17 protein-coding genes and 1 pseudogene are annotated in these 21263 nt (G+C 43.9%); 12 read left to right on the top strand and 6 right to left on the bottom strand.

Features of this window, described 5'->3' with window-relative positions:
- Positions 1-12: 12 nt before the first annotated feature.
- Together queA and folK are read left to right on the top strand one after the other, a co-directional pair.
- Positions 13-1179 carry a tRNA preQ1(34) S-adenosylmethionine ribosyltransferase-isomerase QueA gene (gene queA / locus HMPREF9431_RS06130; RefSeq protein ID WP_004380316.1) on the top strand — a complete coding sequence of 389 codons (1167 nt, stop codon included), beginning with the start codon at positions 13-15 and terminating at the stop codon, positions 1177-1179.
- An 11-nt stretch (positions 1180-1190) separates the two neighbouring features.
- Positions 1191-1598: a 2-amino-4-hydroxy-6-hydroxymethyldihydropteridine diphosphokinase gene (gene folK, locus HMPREF9431_RS06125; RefSeq protein ID WP_004380315.1), complete on the top strand. Its 408-nt coding sequence runs from the start codon at positions 1191-1193 to the stop codon at positions 1596-1598.
- 502 nt (positions 1599-2100) lie between these two features.
- Here folK and HMPREF9431_RS06120 read toward each other — a convergent pair.
- The 6 genes from HMPREF9431_RS06120 to HMPREF9431_RS06095 form a co-directional block, all read right to left on the bottom strand.
- Positions 2101-2610, bottom strand: a complete 510-nt coding sequence (locus HMPREF9431_RS06120; RefSeq protein WP_004380314.1) for a toxin-antitoxin system YwqK family antitoxin — start codon at positions 2608-2610, stop codon at positions 2101-2103.
- 396 nt (positions 2611-3006) lie between these two features.
- Positions 3007-4128, bottom strand: coding sequence for a hypothetical protein (locus tag HMPREF9431_RS06115; RefSeq protein ID WP_004380313.1), 1122 nt, complete (start codon positions 4126-4128; stop codon positions 3007-3009).
- A 448-nt stretch (positions 4129-4576) separates the two neighbouring features.
- Positions 4577-5359, bottom strand: coding sequence for an acyl-ACP--UDP-N-acetylglucosamine O-acyltransferase (gene lpxA / locus HMPREF9431_RS06110; RefSeq protein ID WP_004380312.1), 783 nt, complete (start codon positions 5357-5359; stop codon positions 4577-4579).
- A 50-nt stretch (positions 5360-5409) separates the two neighbouring features.
- On the bottom strand, positions 5410-6807 hold the full coding sequence (locus HMPREF9431_RS06105; protein ID WP_004380311.1) for an efflux transporter outer membrane subunit: 1398 nt from the start codon (positions 6805-6807) through the stop codon (positions 5410-5412).
- A gap of 7 nt (positions 6808-6814) precedes the next feature.
- Positions 6815-10084 carry an efflux RND transporter permease subunit gene (locus tag HMPREF9431_RS06100; RefSeq protein ID WP_004380310.1) on the bottom strand — a complete coding sequence of 1090 codons (3270 nt, stop codon included), beginning with the start codon at positions 10082-10084 and terminating at the stop codon, positions 6815-6817.
- 14 nt (positions 10085-10098) lie between these two features.
- Positions 10099-11298: an efflux RND transporter periplasmic adaptor subunit gene (locus HMPREF9431_RS06095; RefSeq protein ID WP_004380309.1), complete on the bottom strand. Its 1200-nt coding sequence runs from the start codon at positions 11296-11298 to the stop codon at positions 10099-10101.
- 586 nt (positions 11299-11884) lie between these two features.
- On the opposite strand from HMPREF9431_RS06095, the gene HMPREF9431_RS06085 reads away from it, so the two are divergent.
- From HMPREF9431_RS06085 to HMPREF9431_RS13495, 10 genes and pseudogenes are all read left to right on the top strand, one after another.
- Positions 11885-12784: a hypothetical protein gene (locus HMPREF9431_RS06085; RefSeq protein WP_004380308.1), complete on the top strand. Its 900-nt coding sequence runs from the start codon at positions 11885-11887 to the stop codon at positions 12782-12784.
- Positions 12785-12837: 53 nt separating this feature from the next.
- On the top strand, positions 12838-13470 hold the full coding sequence (locus HMPREF9431_RS06080; protein WP_004380307.1) for an SAP domain-containing protein: 633 nt from the start codon (positions 12838-12840) through the stop codon (positions 13468-13470).
- A 326-nt stretch (positions 13471-13796) separates the two neighbouring features.
- A complete protein-coding gene (locus tag HMPREF9431_RS06075) occupies positions 13797-15374 on the top strand; it encodes a tyrosine-type recombinase/integrase (RefSeq protein WP_004380305.1) in 1578 nt (525 codons plus the stop codon).
- 100 nt (positions 15375-15474) lie between these two features.
- A complete protein-coding gene (locus HMPREF9431_RS06070) occupies positions 15475-16083 on the top strand; it encodes a DUF6088 family protein (RefSeq protein ID WP_004380304.1) in 609 nt (202 codons plus the stop codon).
- Between the two features lie 4 nt (positions 16084-16087).
- Positions 16088-17107 (top strand): nucleotidyl transferase AbiEii/AbiGii toxin family protein, encoded by a 1020-nt coding sequence (locus HMPREF9431_RS06065; RefSeq protein ID WP_004380303.1) that lies wholly within the window; start codon positions 16088-16090, stop codon positions 17105-17107.
- A 16-nt stretch (positions 17108-17123) separates the two neighbouring features.
- On the top strand, positions 17124-18047 hold the full coding sequence (locus tag HMPREF9431_RS06060) for a DUF6043 family protein (protein ID WP_004380302.1): 924 nt from the start codon (positions 17124-17126) through the stop codon (positions 18045-18047).
- 190 nt (positions 18048-18237) lie between these two features.
- Positions 18238-18534 (top strand): helix-turn-helix domain-containing protein, encoded by a 297-nt coding sequence (locus tag HMPREF9431_RS06055; RefSeq protein ID WP_004380301.1) that lies wholly within the window; start codon positions 18238-18240, stop codon positions 18532-18534.
- 1 nt (position 18535) lies between these two features.
- Positions 18536-19516 (top strand): annotated as a pseudogene (locus HMPREF9431_RS06050) (AAA family ATPase).
- Positions 19517-19543: 27 nt separating this feature from the next.
- The gene (locus HMPREF9431_RS06045; protein ID WP_040560935.1) at positions 19544-20263 is read left to right on the top strand and encodes a DUF6371 domain-containing protein; all 720 of its coding nucleotides are present in this window, start codon (positions 19544-19546) and stop codon (positions 20261-20263) included.
- Positions 20264-20528: 265 nt separating this feature from the next.
- On the top strand, positions 20529-21242 hold the full coding sequence (locus tag HMPREF9431_RS13495) for a hypothetical protein (protein WP_004380297.1): 714 nt from the start codon (positions 20529-20531) through the stop codon (positions 21240-21242).
- The last annotated feature ends 21 nt before the right edge of the window (positions 21243-21263 follow it).

Here is a 21263-nt window from a genome sequence, read left to right as displayed (position 1 = left end):
GAAACGAGATATATGAAGTTATCGCAATTCAAATTCAATTTACCCCAAGAGCTTATTGCGCTCTATCCCCATAGCTTCACACGGGAGTTTAAACATGAAGATGGCAGCGTTGAGCGTTTCCATGTGACGCGACGCGATGAATGTCGTTTGATGGTTTTGCATACTAAATCGGGTGAAATCGAACTCTTTCACAAAGATGCCGATGGAAAACCTATCGAAGGAGACTATTTAGACTTCCGCAATCTTTTAGATTATTTTGATGAAGGCGACACCTTTATCTTCAATGATACAAAGGTTTTTCCGGCGCGTCTCTATGGAACAAAGGAGAAGACAGATGCAAAAATAGAAGTATTTTTGCTGCGTGAGCTCAATGCCGAAATGCGTTTGTGGGATGTTTTGGTTGAGCCTGCCCGCAAAATCCGCATTGGCAACAAACTCTTTTTCGATGATACGGGTTCTATGGTAGCCGAAGTTATCGACAATACCACCAGTCGTGGGCGCACATTGCGTTTCCTTTATGATTGCGATCACGAGGAGTTTAAACGCGAACTCTATTCGTTAGGCGAGGCACCTTTACCACGCTATGTCATTGATTATCGCGAGGATCATCATGCCACTGCTGAGGATTTGGAGCAATTTCAAACCGTTTTTGCCCAGGCAGAAGGTGCTGTAACGGCGCCTGCTACAGGTCTTCATTTCAGTCGTGAACTGATGAAACGTATGGAAATCAGGGGCATTCGTCATGCTTTTATCACGTTGCATTGTGGTTTAGGCACATTCAATCCCATTGAAGTTGAAGACTTAACCAAGCATAAGATGGACTCAGAGCAAATGCTGATTCATGCTGAAGCCTGCCGGATTGTGAACGCGGCAAAGCGCGAAGGGAAGCGCATTCTCTCTGTTGGTACCAGCGTTGTGAAGGCTACAGAGACAGCAGTTGGCACCGATGGCATGCTGAAAGAGTATGATGGTTGGACGAATAAGTTCATCTTCCCCCCTTATGATTTTGGACTATCCAATGCGATGGTGGCCAATTTCTATCATCCTTTGTCCACATTGTTGATGGAAACTGCGGCATTTGGCGGGTATGATGCTGTGATGGAGTGTTATCGTTTGGCCGTGGAACATGGCTATAAGTTTGGCTGTTACGGCGATGCTTTGCTCATTTTGAACGATTAAAGGAGCCGTTCGTGCATACCATTTATTTGAGCTTAGGCACCAATTTAGGTTCGCGCGAAGACAACCTTGAACGCGCCTTGCACTTGCTTCAGGAGCAAGTGGGCGCGCTTTTGCGTCGCTCTTCGGTGCATGAAACCGCACCATGGGGCTTTGAATCGTCCCACATGTTTCTCAATCTCTGCGTCTGTATGGCAACTTCACTGTCGCCTTTGCAGCTGTTAGCGACAACAAAACAGATTGAAAGACAGTTGGGACGGACACAAAAGAGCGTGCATGGTCACTATGCCGACCGCTTGATAGATATTGATATTTTGCTGTATGACGATGCACGTATCAACGAACCGGGCTTGGTGATTCCCCATCCGCACATGTATGAGCGCGAATTTGTGATGATGCCGTTAAACGAAATTTTAGAATAAGCAACCTAATCCCCAAGCGGTCGTTAGACCACTTGGGGATTATTTTAGATGGAACCATCGTTCTCCGCTCATCTTTCTGTTGCTGCTCGGTAGCCTGTCTGTCGTCATCTCTCAACCTAACCGGCTATGCTTTCGATAAGAAGAGCAACCATCTGACCAGCTGTTAAGCAAAATCTGTACGGGGGTTAATAAGCGGTTTGGAATCAAGACTTGCAGAATTTTTCTGCAAGTCTTTTTTTTGTGCGTTAAGAACCCTATGGGGCTGCGATAGAAAAGGGTAGAGATTACTGTGTAAAATGCACTATATTGCCGTGTAATACCATGCAAATCAGTCTTTAATTCAGATGCTTTTGCGGGCAATGTCGTGTTGAAAGCCTCAGAAACGGCGTAAGGTAACGGCATTAAAAGCAAAAATGCTCACTTCTCACGAAGCGAGCACTTGAATACTAAAGATGTTTCAATTGAGACCCAAACAATCTTATCATGAGAGAAAAATAGCTTTCTACATCAATGCTTTTAATTCCTTTATGGGGCGTTTCTCCATAGCACCATCAGGTAATGTTACCATAAAATGGTCGTGCATTGACTTTCCTTCTTTAAATTGCACCACGGCAATGCCTCCCTCACGCAAATGAAGTGTGAAATAGCCATTGCGCTTTCCGTTGACATATTTGCCATGCCATTTCTCTTTTCCATTCTGATAATAGGTTGTAACCTCGCCATTGAGAATGGTATTTGCATCGTTTCCTAAGTCGATAAAACTATATTCGCCTTCGGCTTTCAGTTGACCATTCATATAGAAATCCTGGAAAACGTCAACCTTTCCAATGCCTTTGTTCTGCTGCATCAAAAGGCGATAGTACTCGGCTTGCTCGCTATTTTGCACACGTGACATATCGGCTGCATAATAAATCGTATCGGCCACTACGGTAGCATTTTCTGAAACGTGTTTGCGTGCATAGCTAACAACAGAGAAAAGTGCCATTACTGTAATCAATAGTCCTTGCTTCATAATTGTAATTCTTTTAGGTTAGAGTATTTTTTCTGTTGCAAATATAGAGAAAAAGCATAATAGTTGTTCTAATTATTAACACTATTTTGCAAATAATTTTACCTTGAAAATGAGTTGAAATAGGTTGTGTGCTTTCAATTTAAAAGTGTATTATTTTTGTGCTTTTTACTTATGATTTTAAAAAGCATGATAAACTGATAGAGACGGGAAAGGGGAGGATTGCGCTCGAGTTGCTCCTTGCGGTATCCTATTGCGATAGAGAAGCCTTTTTTTATGGCTGTTACTTTTAAATTGAAAGTTGTTTAAAGGTGTAAAATTGCGTCTTTGAACGTTAATAGAATTGATTTATATCAATTTCGTTAAAAACCATATCAATCGCTTATAGATTGCAACAAATTATTTGAGTTTGATGGGAAGTTGCACCACGCTGCGCACCTTTCTGCCAGATTGTGTTGCGGGTTTCCACTGCGGCATTGCAAACAATACATCGACAAGGGCACGATCGGCCGAGGGAGATAGGGTTTGTTGCATCACGCATTGGCTTAATGTGCCGTCGTTTTCCACGATGAAGCACACCACGCCTTGCTTTGAAAGTCCCTCGTATTCTGTGGCCTTTGGAAGTGAAAGATGCGCTGTAATATAGTCTGATAGCGACTGGCCTTGAGCGGAAAAGGTAGCGGGTATGTCGGGGTTTTGGCAGATGGTGGTGTCGTTTTCCCATGGAATGTGCATGGGAATAGGTGAGTCATAGCTCACAGGGAGCGCTTTTTCTTTCAATAATGCTTTGAAAGGTTTGGTGAGAAAGTGTTTCCATGGCATGGTAGGAAGCACGGATGCAACGAGATGGGTGCTATCCTGACCGATGAAAAACTGCATCACTTCGTCGTTGATGGGAGCCGGCCCGAGTATCACTTGTGCTGCAATCTCGCCATCAAGGGGTTGCTGGAGTCCGGCAGTCAGGGCGTTCCCAAAGACATAGGCGTTGTAATCGTTGTTGAGAATAGCCGCACTTTTGAATAATTCTTCGCCATTGAATAGGTGTTGCTGTTGCAGGTCGTAGGTGAGTACGGCTAAATGATGGCAGGCCTTTTGCGAAGATAAAGCCGCAGGAACAATGTGCTTCTCGACGAGAAAAGAGATATAACGACCCTCTGAAAAGCCCAACTTTGTGAGGCGATAGGTGGCATAACAGAACTTGCTGTCGTCGGGAAGGCTGTCGAGTTGCTGTGTGAGACGGTGTCCATAGTTTTGAAGTTCGGCCTGCATGTTGCTTGTCAGGTCTTCGAGAGAACTATACCATAGCAATTGATTGAGCTTTTGTTTCAAGGGCCTTTGCAGATTGAAATCGAGCCATTCAGGCCACTCTAAGTTAATATCCACCACGTTCATTTCGCCTTTCTCATTGGTGTATACGGCATGATGGCGCACGTAACGCACGCTGTTTCGTGCCATATAAGTCTCTGCGGTGGCTGGGGTGAAGCCTAAGATGAGCAGGCATGCAATCAGGAATTGTTTCATTTTGCGTTTCTTTTTGTCTGCAAAGATATAAAAAAATAAGGCTTGTCATCACGACAAGTCTTATCGATACTTACTAAAACTAAATTAACCACTAAAAAAAACTAATCTTTTTCTTTTCGTTGCAAAGATATAGATAAAACTTAAGACTACACTTATCAAAAAGTCGTTTCTTTTTAGCATTTTGGCAGATTTTGTTATTTTTTGTCGCATTTCGGCCTTGAAAACCCTGTTTTTGCACTCTCATGGTGGTAAATTTACCCCCGATAAACGAGGAGAGGTGTGATGAACTGCGTCGGGATAAGGTTGTGTGTGGCATGTGTTTTCTGTTCCTCTGGTGGCGTTTAGCGAGAAGGGTGGGGTGTTCTTACATCTGTTAAGACGAAAATGGAGGAACTTCCTCCCGGAAATTCCTCCCATGAATGATAGTATATCACTCGTATAGGTATGATTATAGTTTACTGATAATTCCTATTTTTGTTGCCTTCACGAATGCTATGAGTGCGCGAACTTCGGGGCCATCGGGCACCTGTTCTTCAATTTGCCGCACTGCATCGAAGACACTTGTCTGCCCATGAAAGAGCAAACGATAGGCATTTGCGATGTGTTTCTGCACCTTGGGGTCGAAATTTGCTTGCTCCATGATGACCTTGTTCGTACCCGTATATTGCACAGGATTGCCTCCTGCTATAATATAAGGTGGTACATCTTTCGAGAAGGTAGTGCCGGCTTGCACCATCGCATAGCTTCCTACGCGTGTCTTTGCATTCTCAATCACGCTGCTACTGAGCACTACATAGTCGCCAATAACGCAGTCGCCGGCAATCTTACTGCCATATCCGAAGACGCAATAGTCGCCCACTTTGGTGTCGTGAGAGATGTGACTGCCCTCCATCAGGAAGTTGTTGTTGCCAATAACGGTTTGTCCGCCTTCGTAAGTAGCGCGGTTGATGACCACATTTTCGCGAATGATGTTGTCGTCGCCAATGATGAGTTCGGTCTTGGCGCCATTGTAATTAAAGTCTTGTGGAACGGCTCCGAGCACCGAACCTTGAAAGACTTGGTTGTTGTTTCCCATTCGAGTGCCAGTAAGAACACTGGTAAAGGGATAGATAATGCAGTTGTCGCCAATGACAACATCGTCTTCGATGTAGGCGAAGGGATATATTTTGCAGTTGTCACCAATCTTTACATTAGTGGCAATTTCTGCTTTGGGACTGATTTCACTTGCCATATTTTAATTGTTTAATGTGAAATATTGTGTGATAGAAGCTGTCGTATGACCTATTTTGCACCACCACCTAAGGCACTATATAGGTTGACAACGGCTTGCATTTTGCTGAAATCGTCGGCAATCTTTGTGAGCTGCACGTTGAGTAAACTGCTCTCTGCGGTGATAACTTCGAGATAGGTGCTATTGGCACTGGCCATTAATTCGCGTGTGTCGTTGACGTTTTGCTTGAGCACTTCAATTTGTTTTGCCTCGATTTTTGATTTCTCTTCGGCCGAATTATATTGAATAAGGGCGTTGCTTACCTCATTTCCTGCTGCCAAAACGCTATTCTGCCAGTTGTTATAAGCTTGCTCATATTGTGCCTTAGCCACCTTTAATCCGGCAACGAGCTTGCCATTTTGGAAAATAGGTTGCGTCAAAGAGCCGACCGCTGTGAGCAACCATTTGCCCGGATTGACGATGCCCATGCCACCACTGTTGGTGAAAGCACCCGATGCACTGATATTAAGTGCAGGGTAGAAGCGGCTGCGTGCCGTCTGGACATTGTAGAAACATTGTGCCAAATTCATTTCTGCGGCATGCACATCTGCGCGATTCTTGAGCAGCTGTAGGCCTATGCCGGTGGAGAATTTCGCAGGGAGTGTCTGTTGATCGAGCGAACCTCGTGCAATGGTTTGCGCCTGTTGGCCTAAGAGTAGCGATAGAGCGTTCTCCGTTTCGCGTATCTGTCGCTTGATATCTGTCTTCTGTGTGAGCACCGAATAATAGCTCGATTCGGCACGTTGCACAGCTGTTGACCGCACACCTGCTACTGCATCTTTCTGCAACACCATGATATCCCATGTATCTTTTGTGAGTTTCTCCATGTCGGTTACAATGTTTAATTGCTTGTCGAGCATGAGGAGTGTGTAGTACATGTTGGCGATATTGGCGATGAGTTTCGTTTGCACCGACACTTGATAGTCTTTGCTTTGCAGCAAAGCTACTTGTGCAGAGCGTTTCGATGAAAGCAAGGTGCCAAACAAATCAACGTTCCAGCTGGCTTGAATCGGCAGGCTATAAATCTTATTTGCTTTGTTTCCGTCCCATGAAGAGAGGGTTCCTTGTGGAGTAAGTGCTACCGAAGGAAGAAACGAAAGTTTTGCCGCTTGGAGCTGAGCTTCAGCCATTTTCACATTCAGCGCAGCATTAAGCAAGTTAGGATTGTGGTTTAAACCTTGCTCAATGAGCTTTTGTAGTTGCGGATCGGTGAACACACTGCGCCAAGGTATGTTGGCAAAGCTGGATGTATCTGTTGCGGCTAAGGTGTCGCGATCAGATGTAATATCGCGAATTAAGCCGCTTGTTTTGAGTTCCGGACGCTCATATTTCCCATAAAGGGCTTTGCAAGCCGTCAACGAGACGGTTGCAAGCGCCAGAAGTATCATGTGACTATATATCTTTTTCATACGATGCTTATTTGTTTTTATCCGTAATCTTTACTCCAAATGTGCGTGCATATTGCTTGAGTTCGGCCTCGGCTTCTGCGTTATGATCATCGTCAAACTTCAGCGGACTGAGCTTTTCTTGCAACCATTGGAAGATGACAAAGAGTGCCGGAACGATGAATACTTGGCAGAGTGTACCAATCAACATACCTCCAACTGCTGCTGCACCGAGGGTCTGGTTACCATTCTTTCCGACACCACTGGCAAACATTAAGGGCAGCAAACCAATGACCATGGCCAATGAGGTCATGAGGATTGGGCGCAAACGAGCTGCTGCTCCGAGGATAGCACTATAGCGAATGGCCATACCTGTGCGGCGTCTTTCCAAGGCAAACTCTACAATCAAGATGGCATTCTTAGCCAAAAGACCAATCAACATGATGAGCGAAATCTGCATATAGATGTCGTTGGAGTGACCGAAGAGCTGTGTAAAGAGGAATGCACCCGCCAATCCGAAGGGGATAGACAGTACTACAGCTAACGGAAGAATGTAGCTTTCATACTGTGCACTCAAAATCAAATAAACGAAAAGCAGGCACAAAACGAACACGATGGCGGTGGTATTGCTGCTCTCTGCCTCAGAACGTGTCAGGCCAGAATATTCATAACCATAGCCTTGGGGCAGCGTATTCTTTGCTACTTCAGCAATCGCTTGCATGGCTTGTCCTGAAGAATATTTCGTATTGGGCGTCACACTCACGTTGATAGCCGTGAACAAATTGAAACGAGCAATGTTTGATGGCCCATAAACACGCCTCAATTTGCAGAACTCTGACACAGGAGACATCTGCCCATTTGCTGTGCGAACGTAGATATTGCTCAACTGATCGGGGCGCAAACGGTCGCTGGCCGGTGCCTGAATCATCACGCGGAAGAGCTTACCATAGGCGTTAAAGTTGGATGCATACATACCTCCTAAGTAGCCTTGCAGCGTAGAAAGCACCACGGTTGGCGATATTCCGGCCTGCTTTGTCTTGGCAACATCGACATCAACCATATACTGTGGATAGTTAGGGTTGTAGGTAGTCATCGCCGTTTGTATCTCGGGTCGAGTATTTAATTCTTTCAAAAAGTCTTGCGTTATATTGAAGAATTTATTCAAATCACCACCCGTTTTGTCTTCCATCGTCATGGTAATACCATTCTGCATGGAGAAACCTGGTACCATTGGTGGACCAAAAGCCAAGATTTGTGCATCCTTAATGCTTGCCGTTTGCTTGTAGATCATGCCCAGAACCGAATTAGCTTCCAAGGGATTTACGATTAAAGCCATGGGATCTCCCTGCGTGATGGCATGCTTGATGCGTGCAAAGAAACCACCCGAACGCTCTTCAAAGGGTTTGAGTTTGATGATAAAGGTGGCTTGATCGGAGCCTTGTCCGGCGATGAAGTTGTAGCCAACGATACCTTCACGACGCTGAATAGCGGGGTTAGTAGCCAGCATTTGGTCAACTTCTTTCACGATTTCGCGTGTCCGTTCCTGGCTTGTTCCAGGGTTAGCCGATATCATCACAAACAAAGTTCCCGTGTCTTCGTTGGGCACAAGGCCAGTCTTTGTGGTGGCCATTGTTATGCCTAACACGACAAATCCTATCGCTACTGCAGCTGCAACCAACCATTTTTTGCCAATAATCTTGGTCACAATGTTTTTATATTTGTTGGTGGTTTTGTCGAAAACGCGGTTGAAATTGCTGTGGAACCGACTCACAAAGGTATTGTTATGCGCATTTTTCTCTTGGTCATGCGGCTTCAATAAAATGGCACATAAGGCGGGAGAAAGTGTCAATGCATTCAAAGCTGAGATGACAATTGATAGTGCCATCGTCACACCAAACTCGCGATAGAAGGTTCCTGAAGTACCACCTAAGAACGAAACGGGCACGAATACGGCAGCCATCACAAGCGTAATGGAGATGATTGCACCTGAAATTTCGTTCATGGCATCGATAGATGCTGTCAAAGCATTGTCATAACCTTGGTCTAATTTAGCGTGAACGGCCTCCACAACCACAATGGCATCGTCGACCACAATGGCAATAGCCAAAAGCAAAGCCGACAGTACCAGCAAGTTAATTGAGAAGCCAAACACCCAAAGGAAGAAGAATGTTCCGATTAAGGCCACAGGAACGGCAATCAAAGGAATGAGCGTTGAGCGCATATCTTGCAGGAAGATATATACCACAATGAATACCAATGCCAACGTAATGAACAAGGTTGTAACCACCTCTTCGATAGAGGCAAAGAGGAATTCCGTGGTATCCTGCTCAATCGTATATTCCATTCCCGGTGGAAAACTCTCGCTGGCCTCTTTCAAAGCTGCCTTCACATCGCGCGCAATGTCGGTAGCATTCGAGCCTGCAATCTGGTTCACCATGCCCATAACAGCAGGATGTCCGTTGTTAATCAAGCTCACATTGTACATCAATGAACCGAGCTCTATCTTGGCAACATCCTTCAAACGCAGGGTCTGTCCAGTAGTAGAACTGGTGATAAGGATGTTCTCAAACTCAGAAGCTTGCTTCAAACGGCCCTTATAGCGCAGTGCATATTCATAGGCAACTGAACCATTTTCGCCCAAAGAACCCGGTGCCGCTTCGATATTTTGCTCAGCCAATACCCCCGAAATGTCTGAAGGAATGAGGCCATATTGCTTCATCTTGTCAGGTTGTAGCCATATTCTCATCGAATAGGTTTCCAAACCTGGAGTCTGAACATCGCCCACACCTTTGATACGTTTCAGCAGAGGAACGATGTTAATGTTGTTATAGTTTGTCAGAAACTGACCGTTATAGCGTCCATCTTCCGTCGTCAGCGAATACATAATCACGTTGGACGACTGGCGTTTCGACACCGTAACACCCACACGTGTTACCTCGGCTGGGAGCAAAGCCTGTGCCTGTTGCACACGGTTCTGCACGTTGACAGCCGCCATGTCGGCATTCGTTCCTTGCTTAAAATAGACCGTTATCAACGCCATACCCGAGTTTGTTGCCGTCGATGTCATATAAGTCATGTTCTCAACACCATTGATACTTTCCTCCAAAGGTGTGACAACAGAGTTTAATACCGTCTGAGCATCGGCTCCGGTGTACGAAGTCATCACCGAAATAGTAGGTGGTGCAATATTCGGATACTGCTCAATAGGCAGCGAAACCAAGCCGATAGCACCCAATAGCACGAAGAATACCGAGATAACCGTCGAGAGTACGGGGCGCTTAATGAAGTTTGTAAAAGTCATAAACCTTTCCTTTTTTATTTACCTTGCATCGTTTTTACAAAGCCACCTGCGGAGCTTTGCTTCTCACCTAACTTCGCAGCGTCGTTGATACTCTTATTGTATTGTGCCAAGCTGATGGGCTTAATCTGCATGTTGTCGCTCAGTTTGGTCAAGCCTTTCAGCACGATGCGGTCGCCAACAGCTAAGCCATCGGTTACAATATAGGTGTTCCCATCGTTTTGTGGATTAACTTTTATCTCAGTGTATTTCACTTTATTGTCTGCACCCACTTTGTAAACAAACAATTTATCTTGCACCGATGTAGCAGCTTCTTGTGGAATAACAATCGCATGTTGGCTGGTACGTGGAATGATAATCGTACCCGAACCACCACTCTTCAGCAACTTTTCGGGGTTATCGAAGTGTGCTATAAGCGAATAAGCGCCGGTAGATGCGTTGATAACGCCACTCATCTTCACCACCTTTCCGGGGTGATTGTAAATCGTTCCGTCGGCCAACTGCAACTTCACAGCGGGTAAATCCTTCAGTGCAGCAGCTACGTTGCCTGCCGCTTTTGTCATATCTAAGATGTCACTTTCAGCCATAGAGAAGAACACTTCAACCGTTTTGATGTCTGAAACGGTTGTCAAGGCATCTACAGAAGATGCGCTTACCAAAGCTCCTTTCTTATAAGGTAGGCTGCCAACCACACCTGCTGACGGACTTTTTACTTGGCACCAGCTCAACGTTTCCTTAGCCGATGCCAGCGCAGCTTGTGCTTGTGCTAAGGCAGCTTGTGCGGTTGTGAACGCGTTTTGCGCCGTAGAAAGCTCATATTGTCCAATCACTTTCTTGTCGAACAATTTTTTATTGTTCTCGTAAGTCAAGCGTGCTGTGTTCAATTGTGCTGTAGCCGTGTTCACACCGGCTTGCGCTTGACGTACCGCTGCACGATAGGTTTCGCTGTCAATGGTAAACAACAACTGACCGGCCGATACCGCTTGCCCTTCATGAACATAGACGTTGGTGATGAAGCCCGATACCTTTGGCCGCACCTCTACGTCTTGGATACCGCGAATCGTTGCGGGATAGGTCGATTGAAGCGAAGCACTATTCGAACCAATCGTCTCTACAGGGAATTCGTTATTGCCAAAGTTGGGCATTCCACCACCGCCACCACAAGCGGTAAGCGCTACTGCAAGTGTGGCTACATACAAATAATTTTTAATCTTCATACCTATCTTATACTATATTATTGCCTTTGAAAAACAGTTACTTTTTTATTCGGTTGAATATCGTTATCAACAATCTTATTTCTGAAAACTTCTATAAAACTCTTGGTTTTGATAACGCAAAATTACAAATAATAGTTGGCTTTATATTCTTTCGAATGCCATATTTTAAGGAATATTATAGCTTGATGAAGTGAATTTAGTGGTAGTTGAGCGCATTCCTGCCAAGAGAATATTCTTATCTTTCCCCATAGCTGTAGGTCAACGAAGCTGCATTTCCTTTCTTCTGTTGTTGCAATGACGAGCCTGTAAGGCTGTATGCTTCCAAAAGTCTTGAAGCATATTGCTGCAAATCAATAGGCGAACGGGCCTAACCGCATTGCATCTTTCTTGGCTAATTCTAATGCAGTAGGGAGCATAATCCTTTTGTTTTTTTTGGCTGTTATGCACCTTTTCTTTATCTTTGTGCTGCAAAGCGGGTGCAAGTATATCTGAATTTGGTTGGCATAAACCGGTACTCTGTTTCCCGAACACGTGTTAAACAAGCACGTCAGCATGGTAGTATCGTAAAAATAAATCGTAAAAACGAATGAAATATTGGCTATGTCTCCTCCTTCTTATGGCGACTCCGGCATTGGCACAAGTGCGCCTTTCTCCATGTGATAAACAGGATTATGAGCTGTATGCCTCACGCTTGAAAGCACTTTTTAATCCCGACGCTTCGCAACAATATATTGTGGTGGATGGGCAAAAAGAATTATATGCCTTACAAGTTATCAAGGGAAGCCATTTGGGACAAAGGAAAAAGACGCTGGCTCTCAAAGATTTCAAGCAGGTGTACACCATTGATGATGACAGTCTTTGTCAAATAAAGGTTTCATCTTTATTGCGTTTCGCCGTATTTTCGTCCACATATCTTGTTCGTAAGCGGTTAGGCTTTTTAAAAACCTGCTTCCTCTTCGATATGCAAGATGGCGCACAATACTCCATAAGGAATGCCGATGTCGCTGCCGGTAGTTTAACAGATGTCCTTGAACAAGTATGTATAGCGGTACGAAAGAATAATCCTGAAACCATCAGGCGGCTCTTTCCGCAGATAGACTCACTTACGAAACATTTTAAATCTTATGAATTGGAAGAAAGTTGGGTGATTGAAACCGCAGAACAAGATGAGCGCAACATGCCTTCTGTGATATTATCCACACATTACAATGGTTTCAACTTTCAATTTTTTCAGCCGGAAACAGACACTGATTCACTCTGTCGAAAGTATGGGAAACTATTAAAAACAGTAGCACAATGGCTTTTTCTACATTCCAATGTGCTCGATTTCAATGAGCGCGTCTATGTCTGCATTCATCATGACCGTTCGACGATTTATGACCGTTTTGCCCATCTCTATGGAAAATATTATTTCCATATTACCGCCGACGAACTTAAAGAATCCACCTTGTATGCGCTTTTTAAATCTCGTTTTCTTGATTCTTGAATTTGCGTGAACTGTGAAGATGCACTGGGTTGTGTCCATTAAAGTTTAGAAATATGGTAAAGAAAAATCATATAGAATTGAAGTCTATCCGCTCTTTTGAGGTGTTTAGTCGATATTATTGGTATCGGAAAGATTTGTCGGATATATGCAAGCAGTTGGGGATAGAATATGTGGGAACGAAACAAGAACTGAATTCCTATATAAAAGAATACTTCAATGGAAATTTGATAGCACATCGAACAGGAAAAGAAAGTGAACCGAATGCCATAAAAGTTCCTCTCCATCAAATCTCTTTAGCAACTCCTTTACTGGATTGTGGTTTTGCATTTAATGCTTCTTTCCGAAAGCTATTCTCTGATTATACCGGCAAAGCCCATTTCAAGTTCACAGCAGATATGGCAGCTGCATGGCGGAAAGTAAAACGTGAGCATGACCATTCATTTACGCTTCAAGATATGTTGGATATCTATAATGGATGTTCTTCTTATGCTCATTATGATCATAGTTCTTGTCAATGGAATCAGTTTTTGAAGGATTTTTGTGCAGATTCACGGAATGCAGTCTTCACTAATAAACTGAAAGTTGCATCAATCCTTTGGAAACAGGTGCGCGATTCGTTCCACCCTAAAGTTTATAACTACAATCTCGTATTGCGCTATTGGGATATCATAGAGAAGTTGTTGTAGGGAAAGAACGAGAAAACAAGAATTTCCGAACGGCGTAAGCCTTTGCGATGCTATTTAATCTTGGTTTGGATTTGTATGGTATGCAGATGAATACGCCCCAAAATGGTGGATGAAGGACTTTACAAATCCTCTTCATTTTTCATTGCTTTCCCCGATAAAAGAAAAAGGAGTTGAGGTGAAACCGTAACTCCTTGACGTTGATTGTAGCGGGGGTGGGACCCGAACCCACGACCTCCGGATTATGAATCATATCTAACACATTTCTTCAAGTTGCTTAATATTTATAAACAACTGAATATTAAACACTTAAATATTTTGTAGATTCTATGAAATTACTTAAATTTGCACAGAATTTAGGTAGCAAAGTTCACCAAAAGTTCACCGATTTCATTCTTAATCCACCACAAATAAAGGGTTTTGTGATTTGTAATATGAGTAGAAAGTTCACTGAATCGGACATTTCGTCCAACAGACAGTATAGGGATCGAGGAGAAACAACACTTGCAAAGTTTGTTTCTTCCAATGGCAGCGTAACGGGAACACTTATGATAGATCCTCGCAGAGCATCTGGTGATGAATCGGAAATTCTGCCTGTTGCCATCCGCGTTCAATATAATGGCAAGAAGATATATTTACGAATTGGTAAGACTTTTGTTTTGTCAGAATGGAAAGCCTTGTGTGAAATAGAGCGGTTAGGAAAAAACAAAAATGCAAACGAGCGGGTAGAACTAAAGTCTCATTTGAACAAGGTAGAACGACTTGTTAATTTATTGATAGAAGAAGGTGCGTTTACTCTCAAAAGATTGCAAGAGCGATTTAGCGGTATCACACCCGAAGAAAGAACAATCTATACTGTATGGGATAAATATATTGAAGATAGGAAAATTGATAAATTAGGTACTGCACGAACTAACACAGACGTGAAGAGACGTTTTGTCAAGGAAATGGGTACGAATGTTACCTTTGGAGACATAGATAGGTCATTTATTCAGAAATGGGCAACGGTCATGAAGAAGCGTGGACTAAGCACGACAACTATTGGAATCAGCCTGCGTACATTCCGAGCCATTGTAAAAGTCTGCATAGATGAAGGACTAATAAAAGGTGATACACGAGAAATGTTCAAAGACACAGGCTATAACAAATCTAACAGCCGCAAACATGAGTTTCTGGACGTTACTACGATGCACCAACTTTACAACTTCTGGGAGAAAGGAGAAGTTAAGGGGGAGAATGGAAAAGAAGTTTTTTATTCGCATGAGAAAGAAGCTATTTTTCGTGACCTTGGTCTATTTCTCTTTATGTATCTCGGAGACGGGCAGAATCTAGCTGATACCTTGCGATTGGAATATGACGAGTGGTATTTTTCATCTCATGGCAAGCAACTTCGTTTCTATCGTCAAAAGACACACGATAGAAACGAAAGTGCCAGTGAGGTTATATTTCCAGTTACACCAGAGTTGCGAAAAATAATAGAAAAGCATGGCAATGAGCCCAAATTAGGAAGACGAGTTTTTCCGATTATGCCAAGGTTACTTCTGCCAGAGAGAGAATTATGGGTAATCCAACGATACAACAAATATATTAGTATCCATATGAATAAGGTTGCAACATTGTTAGGGATAGAGCAAAAACCTACTTCAACATGGGCCAGACATAGTTTCGCTACAAATTTGAACAACTCTGGTAAAGTCCCTTACAAATATATTAGCGATAGTATGGGACATAGTGGTAATGGAGATATAACTTCCAGCTATATAGGTGCCTATCCGATGGAAAAAATGCTGGAATATAACCGGTACCTGCTGTATGAAGATAAGAAAGATAATGACAAGCAGGCATTATTGAAACTTTTGAAAAATATGACGGAGGCTGAGCGAAGAGAATTAATAGATTCCATTTAATAATTGCTCTGTAGGATAGAAATTTAAAGAATTATTTGGAATACGGTAATATAATCACTACCTTTGCCTATGAATTATTGATAAAAATTACTATAAAAGAATGTTAATTAATTCTGGGAGTACAAAACAAATACTTGATCGCTTGGACAAGATGAAAGCACCTTGTGTGTGTTTTGTCAGCGATTTTACTGACATAAGCAGTGCTAATTATGTTCAGCAGGTGTTGAGTATCGCAGAACAAAAAGGACTTATTGAGCGTCTGGCACCTGGCATATATTGCAAGTCTGTTATTACCAAATTTGGCCCTCTAAGACCGTCTATATATGAGATAGCCGAAGCCATTGCAAAACGAGATCAAGTAGAGATTATGCCTACGGGGGCTACGGCTCTCAACATTTTGGGACTATCTACCCAAGTTCCAATGAAAGTGAATTATTTGACGACAGGATCTTCAAGAACTGTAAAAGTGGATGGGCATGAGATTAAATTTGTTCGAAGTGTACCACGAAACTTTGCTTATAAGAGTAGATTAATGTCAATGTTGGTTCAGGCTTTGCACAATATAGGAAAGGGAAAGGTTACAGAGGAAGATTTGTCTGCCCTGTATAAACTTATCCAGGATAATCCTGCAGAGGTTCCATATATTAAAAAAGATATATCCTTGGCACCCGCATGGATGCAAAACGTTTTTAAGGAAATAATAAAATAGTGACATGAAACATTGGCAACAATATAGTTCTCAAGAACGTTTGGTTATGCTGGATGCTGTCAGCAGAGAGCTGCATCTCTCGCCAGTCGCAATAGAAAAGGATTGGTGGGTGACAATAGTGCTTAAAGCTCTATCTATGACCTCTATTTCCCATTTGCTCAATTTTAAAGGTGGCACTTCGCTTTCTAAAGGCTTCGGCTTGATAGAACGTTTTAGCGAAGATATCGATTTATCAATTAGGCGTGAAGGAGATTTCTCCATATTGTCAACGTCTAAAAGTCAACGTGAACGACTTAGAAAGAAATCACGTTCTTATATTCAGGAGTTCTTGAAGCCTGAATTAGAGCAAGCCTTGAATCAAATGGGTGTTGTTGATTTTGACGTGAGGAATGTGACGCATGTAGAAACTAAGGATGGACTTAAGCCTATAGATTCCGATAAGGATCCTACAGTAATCATGGTTGATTATAAAAGTGTCGTTCCCAACAGCAACAACTATGTTTCATCTTGGGTTAAAATTGAAATAAGTTGCTTGTCAATGGAAGAGCCTACGACTAATGTCAATTTACAATCGTATATATCTCAGCTTTTTCCGGATGACGATGCCGACTCCCAAGTTATGCTTAGGACAGTCCTTCCAACAAGGACATTCCTTGAAAAGGCTTTTCTGTTATGTGAGGAGTTTCAAAAGGAGCATCCGCGCGCAATGAGAATGAGTCGCCATTTATACGATTTAGAAAAACTAATGGATACCAGTTACGGTTTTCAAGCGTTGAAAGACAAACAACTTTATGACGAAATTGTAGAGCATCGCCGTACTTTCTATGCCCTCAAATACGTAGATTATGACAAACTGAAAAGAGACACTATCGACTTTTATCCACCTTCATCCGTATTAGACGACTGGAAAAAAGATTACGAACAAATGACACACGACTTCATATATGGCAATCATTTGTCTTTTGAGAGTTTGTTAGAAAGAATAAAGGAACTTATAGACAGATTTAGGGGACTGGCTGAATAATAAAATAGAAGTAGCGGTGAAAAATAGTATAGAAAAAGCTTCGGTATTAGCTTGGTATCAAAACAACAAAATCACTGCAGACCGCATCATCAACGATTTGAAGAAGCAGTCGTTTGAAGCGGTAATGCACCTCTATGCTTATACTGCCAAATCATTGAAACTGGAACATATTGTGAGTCAGAGGGACTTCCCCATTCTGTTTTCCAACAATTACACGAGAGTTGGTGATACCATTGTAACAGCGATAGTATTTCTACTCAGTGAGGGGAACATAAATTTTCTTTGTCCAAACAGGATAAAGAATACATTAAGATACTGGCTATTTTGTGGCAATCTGTACGAAACGATTGTCTCAAAAATCATCGTCAAGACTGATGAAGCCCGTGAACGATTAGAGAAGAACGCCTATTCCGATTTACAGCAGCAATTAGTTGAGACCAGTATGCGAAATGGCATCAAGACTCAGGATGATTGGAATCGATTCTTTGGCTTGGAGATTACACTCGATGATGAATGTGAAATTGAAAATAAGCCAAATCCCATCCCAACCGAACTCCAGACGGAAGAAGCTCGACTGATTCTTGGCTTGGCGATTACACCCAATGACAAAGGTGATATCGAGAACAAACCTGTTCCCCTGCCAGCCGAACTTCAAACAGAAGCTGCCAGACAGATTCTTGACAAAGCAATTTTGTTGAGGTTATGTGATAATGAATATCACTGGCAAAAGACAAACTCCTTGTTGGCCTATTTCGCTGATTGTGCCTGTGAACATTTGAAGCTATCCAAAGCGGAGCAGGACGGCAAGAAGAAAACATATTGGAAGCCTTTTGAAACCCTATTCGGTGTTTCCGGACTGGCCAATTACAAGAACACCTATACCAACAAGACGGGCAAGCTGCCTATTGACCATGAAATCGTGGAATCTATATTCCGCTAAAAGAAGAAACCCATAGCCGTGTAAGTCAGCCTTGCATAGGCTTTTTCATTCATTCCTCTTACTATACAAGTATTCCGTTCCATAGGAGGAAATGCGCCCATACCCATATAGTTACCATGTGGTACCTATATGGGCATAATGCCATGTAATTCCATGATACTTTTGCAGCAAACTTTTAAAACCAAGAGACATGCAAGGAAATTTCATCATGCTGCAAAAGGAAGACCTCAAGGAGGCCATTGCAGAAGTATTAGAGACAATGGTAGGCAAGAATCTTCTGAAGGAATCCACTCCGGCAGAATCCACCAAGTATTACACCCGCGACGAGCTGTGCGCCCGTTTGCACATCACCTATACCACATTGTGGCGCATGGAGAAGCGTGGCGACATCCATGTCCATAAGATTGGCAGACGCAACCTGTATTCTAAGCAGGAAGTGGATGCACTGATAGCAAATGGACTTTCTTCTGATTCTGTAAGCAGGTAGTATGGCTATGGCAGAACTTAGTAAGAATATCCCCAAACCGCCAGAGGTGGATTATATTATTTCCTCTTTTCAGCAGTTGCAGGAACAGGATGCCATTGATGCGGGTGGCTTTCATGTGGCATCCATGAACGACTGCTTGAAGGCGGCCAAATCTTTGCCGCCTCTTGTGGTTCTCTATCTGAACATTGTCCTCGAAGGTGATCTTTGCATCATCTTCGGATAGTCAGGTGTCGGTAAAACCATCTTCGCCATGCAGATGGCAAGGGATATTGCCGCACAGGGGAAGCGCGTGCTCTATGCCGACTTTGAGATGACACTGCGTCAGCTGGCCCTGCGGTACGAGGTTCCGGACTACCCTCCTACCTTCTTCCGTGCAGAGATGGACAGAGACAATCTCGTTGATGATGTATTGAAGGGAATAGAAAAAGCAGCCGTGGCGAATCTTGCGGAAGTGGTGTTCATCGACAACATTACCGCCCTCAGCCAGTCGCTCGACAAAAGCTCTGACGCGGGCTCGCTCATAGCATCGCTGAACGCCTTGAAACGGAAGTATAACTGGACGCTGGTCGTCCTCAACCATGTTCCCAAGATGTTCTCCGGTTCAGTCCCTCTTTCCCTGTCGGCCATACAAGGCTCCGCCAAACTCAACCAGTTGATAGACGATGCCGTGGGACTGGGGCAGTCAGTCCGTGACAAGTCGTTGGTCTATGTGAAGCAGTGCAAGTGGCGCAACGGTGAAGTTGTGCTCGATGCCGACAATGTGGCTCTGTATGAGCGAGCCAAGAACAAGGACGGCAATCTTTGCTTTACCTTTCGTGGATATGACACGGAGGTCGCCCATCTGGAAACAACAGGTACCAGCGGTCGTGAGGAACTGAAATCAAGGGTCAGGGAATTGTCCTCGCAGGGCATGAAGCAGCAGGACATAGCCAGGGAATGCGGTATCACCCAAAGCAAGGTGTCAAGGCTCTTGAACCGTTGATTATTCACTTTATGCAGTTTATGCAATATGCATAAGTGCATAAACTGCATAAAACGCATAGCAAAAATGGGAAATCAGGACTTGAAGAGAATATCGGCGACTAAGGCTGCGCCCAATGATCGGATGTTGATAGAGATACCCAAGCAGGATATAGGATGCCATTATTCTTCTCTTACGGATTATCTGGATAAGATGGCTGGTTATGATTCCAAGATATTGTCGGCTATTGATAGTTTAATTATGAGATTTCATCTGGGAGCCGTTACCAAACTTGTGAACGGACATTATGGCACGGTGCTGCCTCGGATTAACCGGAACAACAAGGTTGTAGGAGGAAGTGTGCAGTACTTTGATACTGAGAGTGGAGCAATCCTGCAAAAAGAGTCCTTAGTGGAGCATCTTTATAGCTGGTATTGCTTCGACTATTATACGGATGATGAGGTGTTCTTTGGCGAGCATCTGCTTTCAAGCAAACCTGTCGCCATTGTGCAGGAGGAAAAGACGGCCTTACTGGGTACGCTGGCGGAACCGTCCGTTGACTGGCTGCCGGTTGGCGAGGGCTGCAATCTCACCAATGGTATGATGAGTAAACTGGCTGGCAAGAGAGTGGTTCTTTTCCCTGATGATATCAGCTGTGATTGTTGGAACGAGCAATTTGGAGGTCAGTTCAAAGTGGACAGCGGATTCACGCAGCGTGACATCAACGAATACCTAATTGATAAAATCAAATGCCGTGGAAGTCCATAGTCGCTGAAGGGTTGGGGCAAACGAACAGGGCTCTGCCCTTGTTATAGCCCACTATAACTACCCGCTGCGCTTTCGTAGTTGTGGGCCCAAGGCCAGCCTTGGAGAACCGGCGGGGATGACTCTCCCCCTGCACCCTCCACTCGGTGGCATCTGCCCCCAAGACCCCTGACCAGAGCGTGACCCTCTCTCTGGACTCTCCGCTTAGGGAGCCCCCCTAAGAACTTTATGAAAAGAAAAACCAACAATCATTTAATTCCCTTTTGTTATGACACAAATGACATCGGTACACATCAAGCCCTGTAATATCGGGCAAAGTGAGGCACACAACCAACGGACAAAGGCATATCTCGACCACATCAATGCAGAGAAGCTTTATATCAGGAAAGACCTGATACCTGAGAACCAATCGTGGACATCGGAACTGCAAGGCGATATGACCTTGCGGCAGTATTACGATGCCATTGGCAGAATGGTGAAGGAAAAGACGGGCAGGGCTATGCAGATCAAGGAACGGGAGCGAATCAACAAGAAGACGGGCAAGGTAACCAAGATAGCCGGTTGTACTCCTTTGCGTGAGGGCGTCGTGGTGTGCAAGGCAGACACCACCATGGAGCAGTTGCAACATTTCGCCGACCTTTGCCGACAGCGTTTCGGCATTACGGCCATACAGTTACACCTCCATCGTGACGAGGGGCATTGTCTTGATCCGAATGACACATCTACATGGAAGCCTAACTATCACGCCCATGTTATCTGGGACTGGATGAACCATGAGACGGGCAAGTCCTACAAGCTGGACAACGAAGACATCAGCCTCATGCAGGACATGGCAGCCGAGGCGTTGGAAATGGAGCGCGGTGTTTCCAAGTTGGAGACGGGCAAGCAACATCTTGAACGGAATGACTATATCGTGGCCAAACAGAAGCAGGAGTTAGATGAAAGCAAAAAAACAAGCAGAGAGGCTGACAAAGGAGAATGAGTAGAAAGTTCTCGCCTGTGA

The organism is Segatella oulorum F0390, assembly GCF_000224615.1.
Taxonomy (GTDB): domain Bacteria; phylum Bacteroidota; class Bacteroidia; order Bacteroidales; family Bacteroidaceae; genus Prevotella; species Prevotella oulorum.
This window is presented reverse-complemented; position numbering and strand designations above follow the sequence as displayed.

Excerpts from the sequence above, each read along its gene's own strand:
- HMPREF9431_RS06120 (WP_004380314.1), bottom strand. The coding sequence starts at position 2,610 with ATGAAGCAAGGACTATTGATTACAGTAATGGCACTTTTCTCTGTTGTT.
- lpxA (WP_004380312.1), bottom strand. The coding sequence starts at position 5,359 with ATGGCAAGTGAAATCAGTCCCAAAGCAGAAATTGCCACTAATGTAAAG.
- HMPREF9431_RS06055 (WP_004380301.1), top strand. The coding sequence starts at position 18,238 with ATGCAAGGAAATTTCATCATGCTGCAAAAGGAAGACCTCAAGGAGGCC.
- HMPREF9431_RS06105 (WP_004380311.1), bottom strand. The coding sequence starts at position 6,807 with ATGAAAAAGATATATAGTCACATGATACTTCTGGCGCTTGCAACCGTC.
- HMPREF9431_RS06065 (WP_004380303.1), top strand. The coding sequence starts at position 16,088 with ATGAAACATTGGCAACAATATAGTTCTCAAGAACGTTTGGTTATGCTG.
- HMPREF9431_RS06075 (WP_004380305.1), top strand. The coding sequence starts at position 13,797 with ATGAAATTACTTAAATTTGCACAGAATTTAGGTAGCAAAGTTCACCAA.
- HMPREF9431_RS06045 (WP_040560935.1), top strand. The coding sequence starts at position 19,544 with ATGCATAAGTGCATAAACTGCATAAAACGCATAGCAAAAATGGGAAAT.
- HMPREF9431_RS06070 (WP_004380304.1), top strand. The coding sequence starts at position 15,475 with ATGTTAATTAATTCTGGGAGTACAAAACAAATACTTGATCGCTTGGAC.
- HMPREF9431_RS06115 (WP_004380313.1), bottom strand. The coding sequence starts at position 4,128 with ATGAAACAATTCCTGATTGCATGCCTGCTCATCTTAGGCTTCACCCCA.
- HMPREF9431_RS13495 (WP_004380297.1), top strand. The coding sequence starts at position 20,529 with ATGACACAAATGACATCGGTACACATCAAGCCCTGTAATATCGGGCAA.
- HMPREF9431_RS06095 (WP_004380309.1), bottom strand. The coding sequence starts at position 11,298 with ATGAAGATTAAAAATTATTTGTATGTAGCCACACTTGCAGTAGCGCTT.
- HMPREF9431_RS06085 (WP_004380308.1), top strand. The coding sequence starts at position 11,885 with ATGAAATATTGGCTATGTCTCCTCCTTCTTATGGCGACTCCGGCATTG.
- queA (WP_004380316.1), top strand. The coding sequence starts at position 13 with ATGAAGTTATCGCAATTCAAATTCAATTTACCCCAAGAGCTTATTGCG.
- HMPREF9431_RS06080 (WP_004380307.1), top strand. The coding sequence starts at position 12,838 with ATGGTAAAGAAAAATCATATAGAATTGAAGTCTATCCGCTCTTTTGAG.
- HMPREF9431_RS06100 (WP_004380310.1), bottom strand. The coding sequence starts at position 10,084 with ATGACTTTTACAAACTTCATTAAGCGCCCCGTACTCTCGACGGTTATC.